This window comes from Enterobacter sp. E1, from assembly GCF_016809815.1.
GTDB lineage: Bacteria > Pseudomonadota > Gammaproteobacteria > Enterobacterales > Enterobacteriaceae > Enterobacter > Enterobacter adelaidei.
This window is the reverse complement of the sequence record NZ_JAFBJM010000003.1, coordinates 15829-34348: the sequence shown is the minus strand read 5'-3', so window position 1 is coordinate 34348 and position 18520 is coordinate 15829. Positions and strand designations below refer to the sequence as shown.

The window sequence follows — 18520 nt, the reverse complement described above, 5'->3', positions numbered from 1 at the left end:
ACACGAGGCAAGCTCATGAGTTACCTTTTAGCGTTAGATGCAGGGACAGGCAGCGTTCGCGCCGTTATTTTTGATTTGCAGGGCAACCAGATTGCCGTCGGCCAGGCCGAGTGGAAACACCTGAGCGTGGAGAACGTGCCGGGCTCGATGGAATTTGACCTCGCCGCCAACTGGCAGCTCACCTGCCAGTGCATTCGCCAGGCGCTGGAGCGCGCGCGACTGAGCGCGGCGGATATTCAGTCCGTTGCCTGCTGCTCCATGCGCGAGGGAATAGTTCTGTATGATCGCAACGGCGAAGCCATCTGGGCCTGCGCTAATGTCGACGCCCGCGCCAGCCGCGAGGTGGCTGAACTCAAAGAGATCCACGACGACCGTTTTGAATCCGAAGTGTATGACGTCTCCGGCCAGACCCTGGCCCTGAGCGCCATGCCGCGCCTGCTGTGGCTGGCGCACCATCGTCCGGATATCTACCGCAAAGCGGCGACCATCACCATGATCAGCGACTGGCTGGCGGCGAAGCTCTCCGGCGAGCTGGCGGTAGATCCGTCGAACGCGGGCACGACCGGCATGTTGGATCTGTTCTCCCGTGACTGGCGACCCGCACTGCTGGACATGGCCGGGCTGCGCGCCGATATCCTCTCCCCGGTAAAAGAAACCGGCACCGTGCTGGGCACGATCGCCAAAGCCGCCGCACAGCAGAGCGGTCTGCGCGAAGGGACGCCGGTGGTGATGGGCGGTGGTGACGTGCAGCTTGGGTGTCTGGGGCTGGGCGTGGTGCGCGCCGGGCAAACGGCAGTGTTAGGCGGGACGTTCTGGCAACAGGTGGTCAACCTTCCGCAGGTACGAACCGATCCTGAGATGAATATCCGCGTAAACCCACACGTTATTCCTGGCATGGTTCAGGCGGAGTCAATCAGCTTCTTCACCGGGCTGACGATGCGCTGGTTCCGTGATGCCTTCTGCGCAGAGGAAAAGCTGATTGCCGAGCGGATGGGCATGGATACCTACACCCTGCTGGAAGAGATGGCCAGCCGCGTGCCTGCGGGCTCACATGGGGTGATGCCGATCTTCTCCGATGCCATGCATTTTAAGCAGTGGTATCACGCTGCGCCGTCGTTTATTAACCTCTCCATCGACCCGGAAAAGTGCAACAAGGCGACGCTGTTCCGTGCGCTGGAAGAGAACGCCGCAATTGTTTCGGCCTGCAATCTGGCTCAGATTTCGCGTTTTTCCGGCGTGACGTTTGAGAGCCTCGTCTTCGCCGGTGGGGGAGCGAAAGGTGCCTTGTGGAGCCAGATTTTAAGCGACGTCACCGGGCTGCCGGTACGCGTTCCGGAAGTGAAAGAGGCCACGGCACTGGGCTGTGCGATTGCGGCCGGAACGGGGGCGGGACTGTTTGCAGATATGGCCTCAACGGGCGAGCGGCTGGTGAAGTGGAGCCGGGAGTTTACGCCGAACCCGGAACACCGCGACTTGTATGACGGCATGATGCAGAAGTGGCAGGCGGTGTATGCCGACCAGCTTGGGCTGGTGGACAGCGGGCTGACGACGTCGATGTGGCAGGCTCCGGGGCTGGTGCGCACCCCCTCCCCCCGGCCCTCTCCCTGAGGGAGAGGGAGATTAAGTTTTGTAGCCCCGGTAAGCGCAGCGCCACCGGGGAAGTTCTTTGAGTTCTATCACAATCATTCGATCCCGTTTTTACCTTTCTGCTGACGCTGGCTAAATTAGTAACTCATCCGACCACATAACAATAATTTTACACTGGAAGACACTATGAGCCGCTACCCGTCGCTATTCGCCCCCCTTGATCTGGGGTTCACAACGCTCAAAAACCGCGTGTTAATGGGCTCTATGCACACCGGTCTGGAGGAGCATCCGGACGGGGCTGAACGTCTCGCGGCCTTCTACGCCGAGCGTGCCCGGCACGGGGTCGCGCTGATTGTTACTGGTGGCGTCGCGCCTGCGCCTTCCGGCGTCGGCATGGAGGGCGGCGCGGTGTTGAACGATGTGTCACAGCTGCCTCACCACCGCATCGTGACCGATGCGGTGCACAATGAAGGCGGGAAAATCGCCCTGCAAATCCTGCATACCGGCCGCTACAGCTATCAACCGAATCTGGTCGCCCCCTCGGCGATTCAGGCTCCCATTAACCGCTTCAAACCGCATGCCCTCAGCCACGACGAGATCCTGGCGCTGATTGATGACTTTGCCCGCTGCGCCGCGCTGGCACGTGAAGCGGGCTACGATGGCGTCGAGGTGATGGGTTCAGAAGGCTACCTGATTAACGAATTCCTCGCCGCCCGCACTAACCACCGTGACGACGAATGGGGTGGTGATTATGCCCGTCGCATGCGCTTTGCGGTAGAAGTGGTGCGCGCCGTGCGTGAACGTGCGGGCGCTGATTTTATTATCGTCTTCCGCCTGTCGATGCTAGATCTGGTGGAGGGCGGCGGAACATTAGACGAAACCGTGCAACTGGCACAGGCGATTGAAGCCGCAGGTGCAACCATCATTAACACCGGCATCGGCTGGCACGAAGCCCGCATTCCGACCATCGCCACGCCGGTACCGCGCGCGGCGTTCAGCTGGGTGACGCGCAAGCTGGAAGGCAAAGTCTCTATTCCGCTGGTGACCACCAACCGTATTAACGATCCGCAGGTGGCGGACGATGTTATTTCACGCGGCGATGCCGATATGGTGTCGATGGCTCGTCCGTTCCTGGCCGATGCCGAACTGCTGTCCAAAGCGCAGAGCGGCCGCGCGGATGAGATCAACACCTGCATCGGCTGTAACCAGGCGTGTCTGGATCAGATCTTCGTCGGCAAAGTCACCTCTTGTCTCGTCAACCCACGCGCCTGCCACGAAACCAAAATGCCCGTCGTACCGGTGGTCAACCAAAAACGCCTCGCCGTGGTCGGCGCGGGTCCGGCAGGGCTGGCATTCGCGGTGAATGCCGCCTCACGGGGACATAGCGTGACGCTGTTTGATGCCGCAACGGAGATCGGCGGACAGTTTAATATCGCCAAACAGATCCCCGGCAAAGAGGAGTTCTATGAAACTCTGCGCTACTACCGCCGGATGATCGAACTCACAGGGGTCGATCTGCGTCTTAACCAGTTTGTGAAGGCAGACGATCTGATGGATTTTGACGAAGTGATCCTGGCGAGCGGGATCGCCCCGCGTACACCGGCGATCGAGGGCGTCGATCATCCGAAAGTGTTGAGCTACCTGGATGTATTGCGTGACAAAGTACCGGTCGGCGAAAAGGTGGCGATTATCGGCTGCGGCGGGATCGGTTTTGATACCGCGATGTATTTAAGCCAGCCGGGAGAAGCAACCAGCCAGAATATTGCCGAGTTTTGCGTGGAATGGGGCATCGACACCAGCCTGAATCAGTCCGGTGGGTTACGCCCTGAAGGGCAGCAACTCCCCAAAAGCCCGCGTCAGATCGTGATGTTGCAGCGTAAAGCCAGCAAACCAGGCGAAGGGCTGGGCAAAACCACTGGCTGGATCCATCGCGCCACCCTGCTCTCTCGCGGCGTGAAGATGATCCCGGCGGTCAGTTATCAGAAGATCGATGATGAGGGGCTGCACGTGCTGATCGGCGGTGAACCGCAGCTGCTGCAGGTTGATCATGTGATTTTATGTGCCGGGCAGGAACCGAAGCGCGATCTGGCCGATCCGCTGCGTGAAGCGGGCAAAACGGTGCATTTGATTGGTGGATGTGATGTGGCGATGGAGCTGGATGCGCGGCGCGCAATTGCGCAGGGCACCCAGCTGGCACTGAAGATTTAGCGACGACGACCCAGCTTCACGGATTTCAGCACCACGAATTTGTTGTTGGTGGCAATCGTGGTGCAGTTACCGAAAATTTTCTTCAGCTTGTGGAAGTAGTCCAGATGGCGGTTCGCTACGATGTACAGCTCGCCGTTAATTTTCAGGCAACGGCGCGCGTGGTGGAACATCTCCCAGGCGACGTTATCCGTCAGGGCGTGCTTCTGGTGGAACGGCGGGTTACACAGAACGGCATTGAAGCGGAAAGGCTCCACACCCGACAGCGCGTTGTTGATCATAAACTCGCAGCGATCCAGCGCCTCTGGCATGTTGGTTTCTACGTTCAGACGACTGGAAGCCACCGCCATTGGCGATTCATCGCTGAACACCACGCTGGCTTGCGGGTTTTTCGCCAGCAGCGTCAGGCCAATTACGCCGTTACCGCAGCCCAGGTCTACAATTTCGCCTTCCAGATTTTCCGGCAGATGTTCGATAAAGAAACGCGCCCCGATATCCAGACCGGTGCGGGAGAAGACGTTCGCGTGGTTGTGGATAGTCCAGTCGGTTCCTTCCAGCTTCCAGCTCAGCGTCTCTGGCGCATCAGCCAGTTCCGGTGCACTGAAGGTACAGTTGATCAGACGCGCTTTTTTCCACGCCAGCGTGGTGGTGGTTGGGCCGAGCACTTTCTCGAACAGCTCCAGCGTCGAGGTGTGAATATCACGCGCTTTGGCCCCTGCAATGATGCGGGTTTCAGGGGTGACAACTTTACGCAGCGCACGCAGTTGTTGCTCAAGCAACGCCATGGTTTTGGGTACTTTAATCAGCACCACGCCAGGCGCCTGCGGGTACTCCGCCGTGCTGTCGAGAAACTTCACGCTGGACTCTTCGATGTCGTTATGGCGCAGGTTTTCACGCGTCGCCAGCTCGCTTAAGTAGGAATCGCCGATGCTGTATGGCGTATGTTCCGCCAGCGCACAGCCCAGCGCGCCAAACGCATCATTCAGGATCAAAACCGGGCCGCTGATTTCAGTGTCATCCAACTGCTGCAGCAGATATTCATCCGCCGCTTCCCACGCCTGAAGTGGGTTAACGTCGTCCGTTTCCGGGAAACGTTTAAGGTTGAGTGAACGGAAACCGTTGTCTAAGTGGCTCATCGGCCCTCCTGAATGGTAAAATTTGGCGTATCCCTGAAAAGGGTGCGTGAGTATACCGTTTTATTGTCGATTTGGGGCGTTGATGAACCAACTTACTTATCTCCAGGGCTACCCGGAGCATTTACTTTCTCAGGTTCGCAGCCTGATTGCCGGGCAGAAGCTGGGCGCGGTGCTGGAAAAACGCTACCCCGGGACCCACGATTTCACGACCGACAAAGCCCTCTGGCAGTATACGCAGGATCTGAAAAGCCGGTATCTGAAGAGCGCGCCGCCGATCAACAAGGTAATGTACGACAACAAGATCCACGTGCTGAAAAACGCGCTTGGTCTGCATACCGCCATCTCCCGCGTGCAGGGCGGCAAGCTGAAAGCCAAAGCGGAGATCCGGGTTGCGACCGTATTTCGTAACGCACCAGAAGCGTTCCTGCGGATGATCGTGGTGCACGAACTGGCGCATCTGAAAGAGAAAGAGCACGACAAAGCCTTCTATTCCCTGTGCTGCCACATGGAGCCGCAGTACCATCAGCTGGAGTTTGATACCCGTTTGTGGCTTACGCATTTATCGTTAAAGGGTAATGCGCAGTAGCGCACGCGAATTGTCATGATGACGTGCTACAGTGGCTAAAGGTTCCCAGCTACGGAGTACGTAAACGTTTATGATACGTTTCGCAGTCATTGGAACGAACTGGATCACACGCCAGTTCGTCGACGCCGCCCACGAAACCGGCAAATATAAACTCACCGCAGTCTATTCCCGCAGCCTCGAGCAGGCGCAGACCTTCGCGAACGATTACCTGGTCGAACATCTGTTCACCTCGCTCGACGAAATGGCGCAAAGCGATGCCATTGACGCGGTCTATATTGCCAGCCCGAACTCCCTGCACTTCCCGCAAACCAGGCTGTTCCTCAGCCATAAAAAGCATGTGATTTGCGAGAAGCCGCTGGCCTCGAATATTCAGGAAGTGGAAGCCGCCATTGCACTTGCCCGCGAAAACCAGGTGGTGCTGTTCGAAGCGTTCAAAACCGCCAGCCTGCCGAACTTCCTGCTGTTGCAGCAGTCCCTGCCGAAAATTGGCAAAGTGCGCAAAGCCTTTATTAACTACTGCCAGTACTCATCTCGCTATCAGCGTTACCTCGACGGCGAGAACCCGAACACCTTCAACCCAGCCTTCTCTAACGGCTCGATTATGGATATCGGTTTCTACTGCCTGGCTTCCGCCGTGGCACTGTGGGGCGAGCCACACAGCGTCAGTGCACAAGCCAGCCTGCTGGAAAGCGGCGTAGATGCGCACGGCGTAGTGACGCTGGATTACGGGGATTTCAGCGTCACGCTGCAACATTCAAAAGTGAGTGATTCTGTGCTGCCAAGTGAAATTCAGGGTGAAGCGGGATCGCTGGTTATCGAAAAAATTTCTGAGTGTCAGAAGCTGAGCTTTGTTCCGCGCGGCGGGAAAGCGCAAGAGCTGACGCAGCCTCAGCATATTAACACTATGCTCTATGAGGCAGAGGTCTTTGCCCGTCTGGTCGAAGACAACGAAGTGAACCACCCTGGACTCGCGGTCAGTCGCACCACGGCGAAACTGCAAACGGAGATCCGCCGTCAGACTGGCGTGGTCTTCCCGGCAGATGACGTGAGCGCAGAAGCTATCGCGTAAAGCTGTGTAATGAAACCCTGTCAACCATTGACGAAACCGATGGTCTGACATATTTTGTTACCCGCAAAGGGGAGTAACTTCCTTGCCGGTGGATCGTCATTACGATGCGTGCAATACCGCATCCGGTCGCCGGGCAACCCTCGTGGTTGTAAGTGAGACCTTGCCGGAAGGCGAGGTCTATGCATAAAAAGCTAACGGCTATCGTCTTCTGACCATAGCCGTTTTTGTTTTTTTATGTGTAAGGAAAATAGTATGCATTCTGTCGGCACTCCAATGTTGTGGGGCGGATTCGCGGTTGTCGTGCTCATCATGCTGGCGATCGACCTCTTTTTGCAGGGGCGTCGTGGCGAACACGGCATGACCATGAAACAGGCTGCCGTCTGGTCTCTGGTGTGGGTTACCCTCTCCCTGCTCTTCTGTGCTGCCTTTTGGTGGTATCTGGCCTCGACTGAAGGCCGTGCGGTGGCCGATCCTCAAGCGCTCGCCTTCCTCACCGGTTATCTGATTGAAAAAGCCCTGGCGGTTGATAACGTCTTCGTCTGGCTGATGCTGTTCAGCTACTTTGCCGTGCCTGCAGCCCTGCAGCGCCGCGTGCTGGTCTATGGCGTGCTGGGCGCGATCGTTCTGCGTACCATCATGATCTTCGCCGGTAGCTGGCTGATTACGCAGTTTGAATGGCTGCTGTATGTCTTCGGTGCGTTCCTGCTGTTCACCGGGGTCAAAATGGCTCTGGCAAAAGAAGATGGCTCAGCGATTGGCGATCGCCCGCTGGTGAAGTGGATCCGTGGCCATCTGCGCATGACCGACAAGATCGAGAGTGAGCATTTCTTTGTACGTAAGAACGGCCTGCTGTTTGCCACCCCGCTGCTGCTGGTGCTGATTCTGGTGGAGCTGAGTGACGTGATTTTCGCGGTAGACAGTATCCCGGCTATCTTCGCCGTGACCACTGACCCGTTTATCGTTCTGACCTCTAACCTGTTCGCCATTCTTGGCCTGCGTGCCATGTACTTCCTGCTGGCGGGCGCGGCGGAGCGCTTCTCAATGCTGAAGTACGGCCTGTCGGTGATCCTGGTATTTATCGGTATCAAGATGCTGATTGTCGATTTCTACCATATCCCTATCGCCATTTCGCTCGGCGTGGTGTTTGGCATTCTGATCGTGACGCTGATTATCAATACCTGGGTTAACCGCCAGCACGATAGAAAGCAGCAGGTTTAGTGTGTTTTGCCCGGTAGCGCTGCGCTTACCGGGCATTCTCGTTAACTAATAGTTAAAAAACATGACGCAACACGTAAAATCCAGCATTTTACGCTTCCCTCCAGATGCGGTTTCCCTATACTCAACCAGGCAAACATTTACTTACATCTGGACATAAATGTGACTTAGAGCACATCCAGGATGGAACACAATCTCACTCAGGAATTATGTATGAGCACACAATCAACTGGGCTTTTTGCGCGCCTGGCGCAGGGGAGTCTTGTAAAACAAATTCTGACAGGACTGGTACTGGGTATTCTGCTGGCGATGGTGTCAACGCCTGCAGCAGAAGCAACTGGATTACTTGGTACGCTTTTCGTTGGCGCACTGAAAGCCGTCGCGCCGGTACTGGTTCTGATGCTGGTTATGGCGTCGATTGCCAACCATCAGCACGGACAAAAAACCAACATTCGCCCTATTCTGTTCCTGTATCTTCTGGGTACCTTCTCTGCTGCATTAACAGCCGTTGTGTTTAGCTTCCTCTTCCCGTCCACGCTGCATCTGACCAGCGCCGCTGGCGATATCACACCGCCATCCGGGATTGTGGAAGTGCTGCGCGGTCTGCTGATGAGCATGGTTTCTAACCCAATCACGGCGCTGATGAGCGGAAACTACATCGGTATCCTGGTCTGGGCGATTGGTCTGGGCTTTGCGCTGCGTCACGGTAATGACACCACCAAAAATCTGGTCAACGATATGTCCAACGCCGTGACCTTCATGGTGAAACTGGTGATTCGTTTTGCGCCAATCGGGATCTTCGGTCTGGTCTCCTCCACGCTGGCAACCACCGGCTTTGACGCGCTGTGGGGCTACGCGCAGCTGCTGGTCGTTCTGGTTGGCTGTATGCTGCTGGTGGCACTGGTGATCAACCCGCTGCTGGTGTTCTGGCAGATCCGCCGCAACCCGTATCCGCTGGTACTGACCTGTCTGCGTGAAAGCGGCGTCTACGCCTTCTTCACCCGTAGTTCGGCAGCGAACATCCCGGTGAACATGGCGCTGGCGGAGAAACTGAACCTGGATCGCGATACCTATTCCGTATCAATCCCACTGGGTGCCACCGTGAACATGGCGGGGGCGGCCATCACTATCACCGTCCTGACGCTGGCGGCGGTGCATACGCTGGGTATTCCGGTGGATCTGCCAACCGCACTGCTGTTGAGCGTGGTGGCGTCGCTGTGTGCCTGTGGCGCATCCGGCGTGGCGGGCGGTTCACTGCTGTTGATCCCGCTGGCCTGTAATATGTTCGGTATCCCGAATGAGATTGCCATGCAGGTTGTGGCCGTCGGCTTTATTATCGGCGTGCTGCAGGACTCCTGCGAAACCGCGCTGAACTCCTCTACCGACGTGCTGTTCACCGCAGCGGCATGTCAGGCGGAAGACGCGCGTTTAGCGAAGAACGCCCTGCGAGGTTAACAGCAAAACGGCAACCCTGAGGTTGCCGTTTTTAGTGTTTGTACCCTCTCCCCGTGGGAGAGGGCCAGGGTGAGGGCACCAGCCCGCACGCTACTTACAGCGTCACACCACTCTTAAAGATCGCCAGCTCGCGGAAATCATTCTTCTCGTTGCAGGTCTGCTTGCCGTTGGCAAATTCTACGATTGTATCCACAAACTCCGTCAGCAATGACGACATCGCTTTGCCGTGAATGAGCTGACCGGCATCAAAGTCGATCCAGTGCTTTTTCTTTGCCGCCAGTTCGCTGTTGGTGGCGATTTTCACTGTTGGCACAAAACCACCGTATGGCGTACCTCGGCCCGTACTGAACAGCACCATATGACAGCCAGCCCCGGCCAGCGCACTGGTTGCCACGGCATCGTTACCCGGTGCACTCAGCAGGTTCAGGCCGTGCGTTTTCAGCCGCTCACCGTAACGCAGAACGTCCACCACCTGGCTGGCCCCCGCTTTCTGGGTGCAGCCGAGAGATTTTTCTTCCAGCGTGGTGATACCACCCGCTTTGTTACCCGGCGACGGGTTCTCATAAATCGGCTGGTTGTGGGCGATGAAGTACTGTTTAAAGTCATTCACCATGGTGACGGTTTTTTCAAACGTCTCTTCGTCGCGGCAGTGGCTCATCAAAATACGTTCCGCACCGAACATTTCCGGCACTTCGGTCAGTACCGTCGTGCCGCCGTTGGCGATCACGTAATCAGAGAAGCGGCCCAGCATCGGATTAGCGGTGATACCGGACAGGCCATCAGACCCGCCGCACTCCAGACCAAACTTCAGCTCGCTCAACTTGCCCGGCTCGCGTTTGTCGTGTCGCATCACCTCATACAGCTGGTGGAGTTGCTCAATACCCGCTTCCACTTCGTCATCCTGGTGCTGGCATACCATAAAATGTACGCGCTCAGGGTCAAACACGCCCAGCGTGTCACGGAAGGCATCGACCTGATTGTTTTCGCACCCCAGACCGATCACCAGCACCGCACCGGCATTCGGATGGCGCACCATATTTTGCAGCATGGTGCGCGTGTTGATATGGTCGTCGCCGAGCTGTGAGCAGCCGTAAGTATGGCTGAACAGATGTACGCCATCGGTGCCTTCAGCATTATTGGTCTCTTTCAGAAAGCGGGTCTGAATTTGACGTGCAATCCCATTCACGCAACCGACGGTAGGGAGGATCCACAGCTCATTGCGGATCCCCACTTCACCACTGGTGCGACGGTAGATCTGCACTTCACGATCCGCCGCCTGACTCTCTTTCGCGGGTAAATCAGGTTGATAGCTGTACTCGTCCAGATCGCTCAGATTAGTACGGGTATTGTGAGAATGAATGTATTCACCCGGCACAATATCCGCGAGCGCATGACCAATCGGCAAACCATACTTCACCACGTTCTCCCCTTTAGCGATGGGGGTCAGGGCAAATTTATGTCCGCGTCCAATGGCCTGGCGTAACGTGACCGACTGATTATCAAAAGTGACTTGCGTCCCCTCGGTCAGATCTGCCAGCGCTACGGCAACGTTATCCAGCGAATGGATTTTGATGTATTGCATATCAACCTCAAACAGCCTTAGTTCAGTTCAATGGCGAAGTAGTCACGCGCATTGTTAAAGCAGATGTTTCTCACCATTTCACCCAGCAACTGGATATCTGCCGGCGCTTCGCCTGCGTGAACCCAGCGACCAATCATCTGGCACAGAATGCGGCGGAAATATTCATGACGGGTATAGGAGAGGAAGCTGCGGCTGTCGGTCAGCATGCCAACAAAGCGGCTTAACAGGCCAAGCTGCGCCAGCTGCGTCATCTGACGCTCCATGCCGTCTTTCTGGTCGTTGAACCACCAGCCGGAGCCGAACTGCATCTTGCCCGGCATCCCTTCCCCCTGGAAGTTGCCGACCATGGTGCCCAACACTTCGTTATCGCGCGGGTTCAGGCAGTAGAGAATGGTTTTTGGCAGCAGGTTTTGTTCGTTCTGCTTGCTCAGCAACTTAGACAGCTCTTCTGCCAGCGGACGATCGTTGATGGAGTCGAAGCCCACATCCGCGCCCAGCAGCTTGAACTGGCGCTGGTTATTATTACGCAGTGCACCAATGTGGTACTGCTGTACCCAGCCGCGACGGGCATATTCTGCGCCGAGGAATACCAGTACCGCCGTTTTGAACTGAGCGACTTCGTGCTCGTTCAGAGATTCACCAGACAAGCGACGTGCCAGGATGCTATCCAGTTCGGCTTCGTTTGATTCCGCAAACAGCACGACGTCCAGCGCGTGGTCAGAGACTTTACAGCCGTGCGCGGCAAAGTGGTCCAGACGTTTGGTCAGCGCGGTTTGCAGGTCTGCGAAACGACGAATGTCGGTATCAGAGACTTCCGCCAGCTTCGCCATGTAGTCGTTGAAGGTAGCCTGCTCGATGTTGAAGGCTTTATCCGGACGCCAGCTTGGCAGCACTTTGATATCAAACGCGGTGTCTTTGGCGATCGCGGCGTGGTGCTCCAGAGAGTCAATCGGATCGTCGGTCGTACCCACCATCTTCACATTCATCTGCTTCATGATACCGCGCGCAGAAAATTGCTCCTGCGCCAGCAGCGCGTTGCACTGATTCCAGATTTCATCCGCCGTTGTCGGGGAAAGCAGCTTACCCGTAATGCCAAATGGACGACGCAGTTCAAGGTGCGTCCAGTGATATAGCGGGTTGCCGATGGTATGCGGAACCGTCGCTGCCCATGCGTCAAACTTCTCACGGTCAGTCGCATCGCCAGTACACAGACGTTCAGCCACACCATTGGTACGCATCGCGCGCCATTTGTAGTGGTCACCTTTCAGCCAGATGTCATACAGATTTTTGAAACGGTAATTTTCGGCAACCTGCTGCGGGGGCAAATGGCAGTGGTAGTCGAAAATTGGCTGGTCTTTTGCGTAGTCGTGGTACAGGCGGCGGGCAAATTCAGTATCTAACAGAAAATCTTCGGTCATAAACGGCGTCATTATCGTCTTCCTCGTAACGGGAGCGTCAGAAAGCGTATGTTCATATGCTGCAAAGTTATCACACCAATTTCCATCAACCGAAGCTTTTTTCGTGAGTGAGATCAATAAACGTCAACAAATAAATTACCCTATATGGAGTAAACCCTTCTCCAGGCCGCGCCAGAACTAGCTTTGCACGCAACAGATAATGTCCCTACAAAGAATCATACATTTGTGATGTCACTCACCTTTTGAAGTTGTATGACAAGTTATCTTTTTCGCCGTCGCAAACACTCAGCCGACGGAATGCATTACCGATGTGAGAGGCATCGGGTTTAACGGTACGGATACCGACTTATGCACGCTTACTTATGGCAAGGTTCGGGCCGTTCCGGGACATTCTCCCGGTTACGCCCCTCCCGTTACACAACTGCTCCCGGAAACGGTTGAGACGTTGCCGTGCTCTGGCGCGGAAATAACATAACGATGAGGTTTTAGATGCGTAAAATTAAAGGGTTACGTTGGTATATGATCGCACTGGTGACGTTAGGCACCGTGCTGGGCTACCTGACGCGTAACACCGTGGCAGCTGCAGCGCCAACGTTGATGGAAGAGCTGCATATCTCCACGCAGCAATACTCCTACATCATTGCCGCCTATTCCGCGGCTTATACCATCATGCAGCCTGTTGCTGGCTATGTGCTGGATATTCTCGGTACCAAAATCGGTTATGCCTTCTTCGCTATCGCCTGGGCGGTGTTCTGCGGTGCAACCGCGCTGGCTGGCAGTTGGGGCGGTTTGGCAGTAGCGCGTGGTGCGGTCGGTGCGGCAGAAGCCGCGATGATCCCCGCTGGGCTGAAAGCCAGCTCCGAGTGGTTCCCGGCGAAAGAGCGTTCCATTGCAGTCGGTTACTTCAACGTGGGCTCGTCCATCGGTGCGATGATTGCGCCACCGCTGGTGGTGTGGGCTATCGTGATGCACAGCTGGCAAATGGCGTTCATCATTTCTGGCGTGCTGAGTTTTGCCTGGGCAATGGCGTGGCTGGTTTTCTATAAGCATCCGCGCGATCAGAAAAAACTGTCTGAAGAAGAGCGTGACTACATTATTGGTGGTCAGGAAGCGCAGCATCAGACCAACAACGGCAAAAAAATGTCTGTCTGGCAGATCCTGGGCACCCGTCAGTTCTGGGGTATCGCCCTGCCGCGTTTCCTGGCTGAACCGGCCTGGGGGACCTTTAACGCGTGGATCCCGCTGTTCATGTTCAAAGTCTACGGCTTTAACCTGAAAGAGATCGCGATGTTCGCCTGGATGCCGATGCTGTTTGCTGACCTGGGCTGTATCGTGGGGGGTTACCTGCCACCGCTTTTCCAGCGCTGGTTTGGCGTGAACCTGATTGTTTCCCGTAAAATGGTCGTGACCATGGGTGCGCTGCTGATGATTGGCCCGGGCATGATCGGTCTGTTCACCAGCCCATATGTGGCTATCGCCCTGCTGTGCATTGGTGGTTTTGCTCACCAGTCACTGTCCGGTGCGCTGATTACGCTTTCCTCTGACGTCTTCGGTCGTAACGAAGTCGCTACAGCAAACGGCCTGACCGGTATGGCAGCCTGGACCGCAAGTACGATGTTCGCACTGGTGGTGGGTGCGCTGGCAGATACCATCGGCTTCAGCCCGCTGTTCGCCGTACTGGCTATTTTCGACCTGATGGGTGCGGTGGTTATCTGGACGGTGCTGAAAAGTAAGTCAGCCGAGGAGCTGGCGAAAGAGTCCCTTGGGAATCCGGCAACACAAAGTTAGTAAAAAATCTCACATCAAAGAAGCCGCCTTCGGGCGGCTTTTTTCATGGCGAAATCTGGAGACTGGCACGTAAAAGTGGTATAACAAATCATCCGCCGTACCCTGCCTGGAGCGCATATGGAAATCACCGAACCACGTCGTTTATATCAGCAACTTGCTGCCGAGCTGAAAGATCGTATCGAGCAAGGTGTCTATCTTGTCGGTGATAAACTCCCCGCCGAGCGCTTCATTGCTGATGAAAAAAGCGTGAGCCGTACCGTTGTCCGCGAAGCGATTATCATGCTGGAAGTGGAAGGCTACGTTGAGGTACGCAAAGGCTCCGGCATTCACGTGATTTCTAATCAGCCGAAACACTCTCCGGTCGCAGATGAAAGTCTGGAATTCGCCAGCTATGGTCCGTTTGAGCTGCTCCAGGCTCGCCAACTGATCGAAAGCAATATTGCGGAATTCGCCGCGACCCAGGTGACCAAGCAGGACATCATGAAGTTGATGGAAATCCAGGAGAATGCCCGTAAGGAAAAATGTTTCCGGGATTCAGAGTGGGATCTGCAGTTCCACGTTCAGGTTGCCCTGGCAACTCAAAATACGGCGCTGGCGGCAATCGTTGAGAAAATGTGGACTCAGCGTGTTCACAACCCGTACTGGAAGAAACTTCACGACCATATTGATTCCCGCACTGTCGACAACTGGTGTGACGATCACGATCAAATCCTCAAGGCGCTGATTCGTAAAGACCCGCATGCCGCAAAACTGGCGATGTGGCAGCACCTGGAAAACACGAAGCTGATGCTGTTCAATGAAACCAGCGACGACTTTGAATTTAACGCTGACCGCTATCTTTTTGCGGATAATCCCGTCGTTCATCTCGATACGGCATCCAGTGCCGCAAAATAGATCACCTTTTCGCTGGCAGGCGCTTCGTTGCGCCTTCCGGCTTAAGTGGGTAAGCAAAACATATATAGTGTCAGCCTTTGTAAATCCCCTCGCTCACTTCCTGGGCTTGCGCCAAAATCATCCCACCCCGCAAATTCTGTGACGCAGACCGTTGGGCTTTGTTACAATTGGATTCAATTCCTTATTTTGTAAGTTAGTGCTTGCTAACCAGCCAATTAACAGGGAACAGTGTTGGCCACACCGCAATGTGTCCGCGAGCGACCATAATGAAATCACTACAATGTCGCCGTGCTGTTTGTCCCGGATAACAGGCGTGACGTTAACCGATTTCCAGGAACACTGAATGGAACTTTTGACCCAACTACTGCATGCCCTCTGGGCGCAGGATTTTGAAACGCTGGCCAACCCTTCCATGATTGGCATGCTCTATTTCGTCTTGTTTATGATCCTGTTCCTTGAGAACGGTTTACTGCCTGCCGCCTTTTTACCCGGTGACAGCTTGCTGGTGCTTGTCGGCGTGCTGTGCGCCAAAGGGGCAATGGCGTTTCCACAAACTATTTTACTCCTGACCGTCGCCGCAAGCCTCGGCTGCTGGGTGAGTTACATCCAGGGACGATGGCTGGGCAATACCCGGCTCGTGCAGAACTGGCTCTCTCATCTTCCTGCCCATTATCACCAGCGAGCGCACCACCTTTTCCATAAGCACGGGCTCTCCGCGCTGCTGATTGGCCGCTTTATCGCCTTTGTACGCACTCTGTTGCCAACCATTGCAGGTCTTTCCGGATTGAGCAGCACACGCTTCCAGTTCTTTAACTGGATGAGCGGTCTGCTATGGGTTCTGATCCTGACAACGCTGGGCTATGCTCTGGGTAAAACCCCCGTCTTCATGAAGTATGAAGATCAGCTGATGTCGTGCCTGATGCTGCTGCCCGTTGTTCTGCTGGTCTTCGGTCTGATTGGTTCACTGGTTGTCCTGTGGAAGAAAAAATACGGAGCCAGGAGCTAACAATGGTTATCTCCGCGCTCTCCCTGCGTCGTTGTGCATACGCCCTGATCGTCCTGGTGCTTATTAGTGCCATGCTTCTGGTCTGGAGCGCGCTTTCGCATCAGGAGTCTACGCTGGCCATTCGTCCGGTCAATCAGGGTGCCAGTGTGCCAGACGGTTTTTCCGTCTGGCATCATCTGGATGCGAACGGGATCCGCTTCAAGAGCATCACACCGAAGGATGATGTTTTACTGATCACGTTTGATTCTCGTGCGCAAAGTGCCGCCGCAAAAGTGGTTCTCGACCGAACGCTGCCGCAAGGATATATCATTGCCCAGCAGGAAGATGACAGCCAGCCTACAGCCTGGTTATCATTGATTCGTGATACGTCGCATCGGCTTGGATAATTTCCAGGATTCCGAATCTTTTCACTCACTTTGGTGAATCCCCCGTTTACTTACTATGCTTAAGTACGCGGAGCACCCCTCAAATGTACTCCGCATAACTTTGGATAGCGGCTTACGCCGCAACACAATGGAAGGTTTCGATAATGAAATTCCGCATGACTCTGGCTCTGGCCCTTTTTTCTTTAAGCACAGCATCCTTCGCAAACGCTCTCTGCCAGGAGAAAGAACAGGATATTCAGCGTGAGATCGGTTATGCCGAAAAGCATAACAATCACCATCGTGTTGAGGGTCTTAAAAAAGCGCTGAGCGAAGTGAAAGCGAACTGTTCAGACAGCAAGCTACGTGCCGATCACCAGAAAAAAATCGCTGAACAGAAGGACGAGATAGCCGAGCGCCGTCGCGACCTGCAGGAAGCGAAAGAGAAAGGGGATGCGGAAAAAATTGCTAAGCGCGAGAAGAAGTTGAAAGAAGCGCAGGATGACCTGAAAGCGCTGGAAGCTCGCGATTATTGAGTTAACGGAAATCTCAACAGGAGAAAATCATGTCAAAAGATACGACGTCTGAAAATCTGCGCGCTGAACTGAAATCCCTGGCCGACACTCTGGAAGAGGTGCTGAACTCCTCCGCCGATAAATCCAAGGAAGAAGTGAGCAAACTGCGTAGCAAAGCGGAACAAGCCCTGAAAGAGAGCCGCCATCGTCTGGGTGAAACGGGTGATGCGCTGGCGAAGCAAACCCGCGAAGCCGCTGCTCGTGCTGATGAATATGTTCGGGATAATCCCTGGACAGGCGTAGGTATTGGTGCCGCGGTAGGTGTGGTGCTGGGTGTCCTGCTCACGCGTCGTTGATTATGGAAGATCCTCGTCACGCACAAGGGCCTGCTAAAAACGTCCTCGGCATCGGCCAGCGTATTTTAACCACGCTGGTCGCCATCGCCGAAACCCGCATCCGACTGGCCGTCGTTGAGCTGGAAGAGGAGAAAGCAAACCTCTTCCAGATGCTGCTGATGCTCGGGCTGACCATGCTCTTCGCTGCGTTCGGCCTGATGAGCCTGATGGTACTCATCATCTGGGCCATTGACCCGCAGTATCGTCTTAACGCGATGATTGCCACCACCGTCGTCCTGCTGCTGGCAGCGTTGATTGGCGGGGTATGGACACTGCGTAAAGCACGCAAATCCACTTTCCTGCGTCATACGCGCCAGGAGCTGGCTAACGATCGCACCCTGCTGGAGGATGATAAGCCGTGAGCGACAAAGCCGAGCGCCAGAAACGTAAAGCGTTTCTGTTAAGCCAGATCCAGCAGCAGAGGCTGGATCTGTCAGCCAGCCGCCGCGACTGGCTCGAGGCAACGCGTCCGCTCGATCGTGGCTGGAATACCTTCCTGAACGTTCGTTCCTGGGCGCTGGTCGGCACCAGCATTATGGCTATCTGGGGCGTTCGTCACCCAAGTAAGCTCATTCGCTGGACGCGTCGGGGCTTTGGAGTCTGGAGCGCCTGGCGTCTGGTGAAAGCAACGCTGCGCCAGCAGCAGTTGCGGTAGCCTTCTCGCCGGGTGGCGCTGCACCACCCGGCAAAATCCCCCTCTCTTCCTCAATATCTTTGAAAAAGATTGACAGTTTTCCTTGCTAACAATTACCACCCGCCCCGTTTATTATCCTCTCCATCGACAGCAACGCCGCGGTATCTACGCGGAATTGCAGACAAATAATGTTCAGCCGCTCATGTGGTTTCCTGGAGAGTAAAATGAAAAAATTAGAAGATGTTGGTGTACTGGTCGCACGTATTCTGATGCCAATTCTGTTCATCGTGGCAGGTTGGGGCAAAATCACCGGTTATGCGGGTACCCAGCAGTATATGGAAGCCATGGGCGTGCCGGGGTTCCTGCTGCCACTGACCATTTTGCTTGAGTTCGGCGGCGGTCTGGCAGTGCTGTTCGGCTTCCTGACCCGTACCACCGCGTTGTTTACCGCAGGCTTTACCGTGCTGACAGCGTTTATCTTCCACAGCAACTTTGCGGAAGGCGTGAACTCTCTGATGTTCATGAAAAACCTGACCATCGCTGGTGGCTTCCTGCTGCTGGCCGTCACTGGCCCGGGCGCATACAGCATCGACCGCGTTCTGAACAAGAAATGGTAAGCACACGCTATACTGAATGAACACAAAGCGAGGAGATATCTCCTCGCTTTTGCTAT

General features: G+C 55.3%; 18 protein-coding genes. 15 read left to right on the top strand and 3 right to left on the bottom strand.

Going from position 1 to position 18520, the window contains the following annotated elements; genetic code table 11:
• Positions 1-15 precede the first annotated feature (15 nt).
• Together lsrK and JGF26_RS09150 are read left to right on the top strand one after the other, a co-directional pair.
• The gene (gene lsrK, locus JGF26_RS09155) at positions 16-1608 is read left to right on the top strand and encodes an autoinducer-2 kinase (RefSeq protein ID WP_134708016.1); all 1593 of its coding nucleotides are present in this window, start codon (positions 16-18) and stop codon (positions 1606-1608) included.
• A gap of 165 nt (positions 1609-1773) precedes the next feature.
• Positions 1774-3795, top strand: coding sequence for an NADPH-dependent 2,4-dienoyl-CoA reductase (locus tag JGF26_RS09150; RefSeq protein ID WP_134708017.1), 2022 nt, complete (start codon positions 1774-1776; stop codon positions 3793-3795).
• Here the strand turns inward: JGF26_RS09150 and rlmG are convergent.
• Positions 3792-4928, bottom strand: coding sequence for a 23S rRNA (guanine(1835)-N(2))-methyltransferase RlmG (gene rlmG, locus JGF26_RS09145; protein WP_028017110.1), 1137 nt, complete (start codon positions 4926-4928; stop codon positions 3792-3794). The genes JGF26_RS09150 and rlmG overlap by 4 nt on opposite strands.
• A gap of 82 nt (positions 4929-5010) precedes the next feature.
• On the opposite strand from rlmG, the gene JGF26_RS09140 reads away from it, so the two are divergent.
• The 4 genes from JGF26_RS09140 (at position 5011) to sstT (ending at position 9253) form a co-directional block, all read left to right on the top strand.
• Positions 5011-5514, top strand: coding sequence for a M48 family metallopeptidase (locus JGF26_RS09140; protein WP_028017109.1), 504 nt, complete (start codon positions 5011-5013; stop codon positions 5512-5514).
• 70 nt (positions 5515-5584) lie between these two features.
• Positions 5585-6583, top strand: a complete 999-nt coding sequence (locus tag JGF26_RS09135; protein ID WP_108090505.1) for a Gfo/Idh/MocA family oxidoreductase — start codon at positions 5585-5587, stop codon at positions 6581-6583.
• Positions 6584-6835: 252 nt separating this feature from the next.
• A complete protein-coding gene (locus tag JGF26_RS09130; protein WP_028017107.1) occupies positions 6836-7801 on the top strand; it encodes a TerC family protein in 966 nt (321 codons plus the stop codon).
• Between the two features lie 210 nt (positions 7802-8011).
• Positions 8012-9253 (top strand): serine/threonine transporter SstT, encoded by a 1242-nt coding sequence (sstT, locus tag JGF26_RS09125; RefSeq protein ID WP_134708018.1) that lies wholly within the window; start codon positions 8012-8014, stop codon positions 9251-9253.
• A 94-nt stretch (positions 9254-9347) separates the two neighbouring features.
• On the opposite strand, the gene JGF26_RS09120 is transcribed toward sstT, so the two are convergent.
• Both JGF26_RS09120 and uxaC read right to left on the bottom strand, forming a co-directional pair.
• On the bottom strand, positions 9348-10835 hold the full coding sequence (locus JGF26_RS09120) for an altronate dehydratase family protein (RefSeq protein WP_134708019.1): 1488 nt from the start codon (positions 10833-10835) through the stop codon (positions 9348-9350).
• Positions 10836-10852: 17 nt separating this feature from the next.
• The gene (gene uxaC, locus JGF26_RS09115; RefSeq protein ID WP_134708020.1) at positions 10853-12265 is read right to left on the bottom strand and encodes a glucuronate isomerase; all 1413 of its coding nucleotides are present in this window, start codon (positions 12263-12265) and stop codon (positions 10853-10855) included.
• A 477-nt stretch (positions 12266-12742) separates the two neighbouring features.
• Between uxaC and JGF26_RS09110 the strand changes: the two genes are divergently transcribed.
• The 9 genes from JGF26_RS09110 (at position 12743) to JGF26_RS09070 (ending at position 18464) form a co-directional block, all read left to right on the top strand.
• Positions 12743-14041, top strand: coding sequence for an MFS transporter (locus JGF26_RS09110; RefSeq protein WP_028017103.1), 1299 nt, complete (start codon positions 12743-12745; stop codon positions 14039-14041).
• Positions 14042-14158: 117 nt separating this feature from the next.
• Entirely contained in the window at positions 14159-14935 is a 777-nt protein-coding gene (exuR, locus tag JGF26_RS09105; RefSeq protein ID WP_028017102.1) for a transcriptional regulator ExuR, read from the top strand.
• 343 nt (positions 14936-15278) lie between these two features.
• The gene (yqjA, locus tag JGF26_RS09100) at positions 15279-15941 is read left to right on the top strand and encodes a DedA family general envelope maintenance protein YqjA (protein WP_028017101.1); all 663 of its coding nucleotides are present in this window, start codon (positions 15279-15281) and stop codon (positions 15939-15941) included.
• A gap of 2 nt (positions 15942-15943) precedes the next feature.
• A complete protein-coding gene (mzrA, locus tag JGF26_RS09095) occupies positions 15944-16327 on the top strand; it encodes an EnvZ/OmpR regulon moderator MzrA (protein ID WP_129324164.1) in 384 nt (127 codons plus the stop codon).
• 143 nt (positions 16328-16470) lie between these two features.
• Complete coding sequence (locus tag JGF26_RS09090; protein ID WP_028017099.1) at positions 16471-16839, top strand: DUF1090 domain-containing protein; 369 nt, start codon at positions 16471-16473, stop codon at positions 16837-16839.
• A 29-nt stretch (positions 16840-16868) separates the two neighbouring features.
• Complete coding sequence (locus JGF26_RS09085; protein ID WP_028017098.1) at positions 16869-17174, top strand: YqjD family protein; 306 nt, start codon at positions 16869-16871, stop codon at positions 17172-17174.
• A 2-nt stretch (positions 17175-17176) separates the two neighbouring features.
• Entirely contained in the window at positions 17177-17575 is a 399-nt protein-coding gene (locus tag JGF26_RS09080) for a phage holin family protein (protein WP_028017097.1), read from the top strand.
• Positions 17572-17868: a YqjK-like family protein gene (locus tag JGF26_RS09075; protein ID WP_028017096.1), complete on the top strand. Its 297-nt coding sequence runs from the start codon at positions 17572-17574 to the stop codon at positions 17866-17868. Before JGF26_RS09080 ends, JGF26_RS09075 begins: the two co-directional genes overlap by 4 nt.
• A 203-nt stretch (positions 17869-18071) precedes the next feature.
• Positions 18072-18464 carry a DoxX family protein gene (locus JGF26_RS09070; protein WP_023309292.1) on the top strand — a complete coding sequence of 131 codons (393 nt, stop codon included), beginning with the start codon at positions 18072-18074 and terminating at the stop codon, positions 18462-18464.
• Positions 18465-18520: the final 56 nt, after the last annotated feature.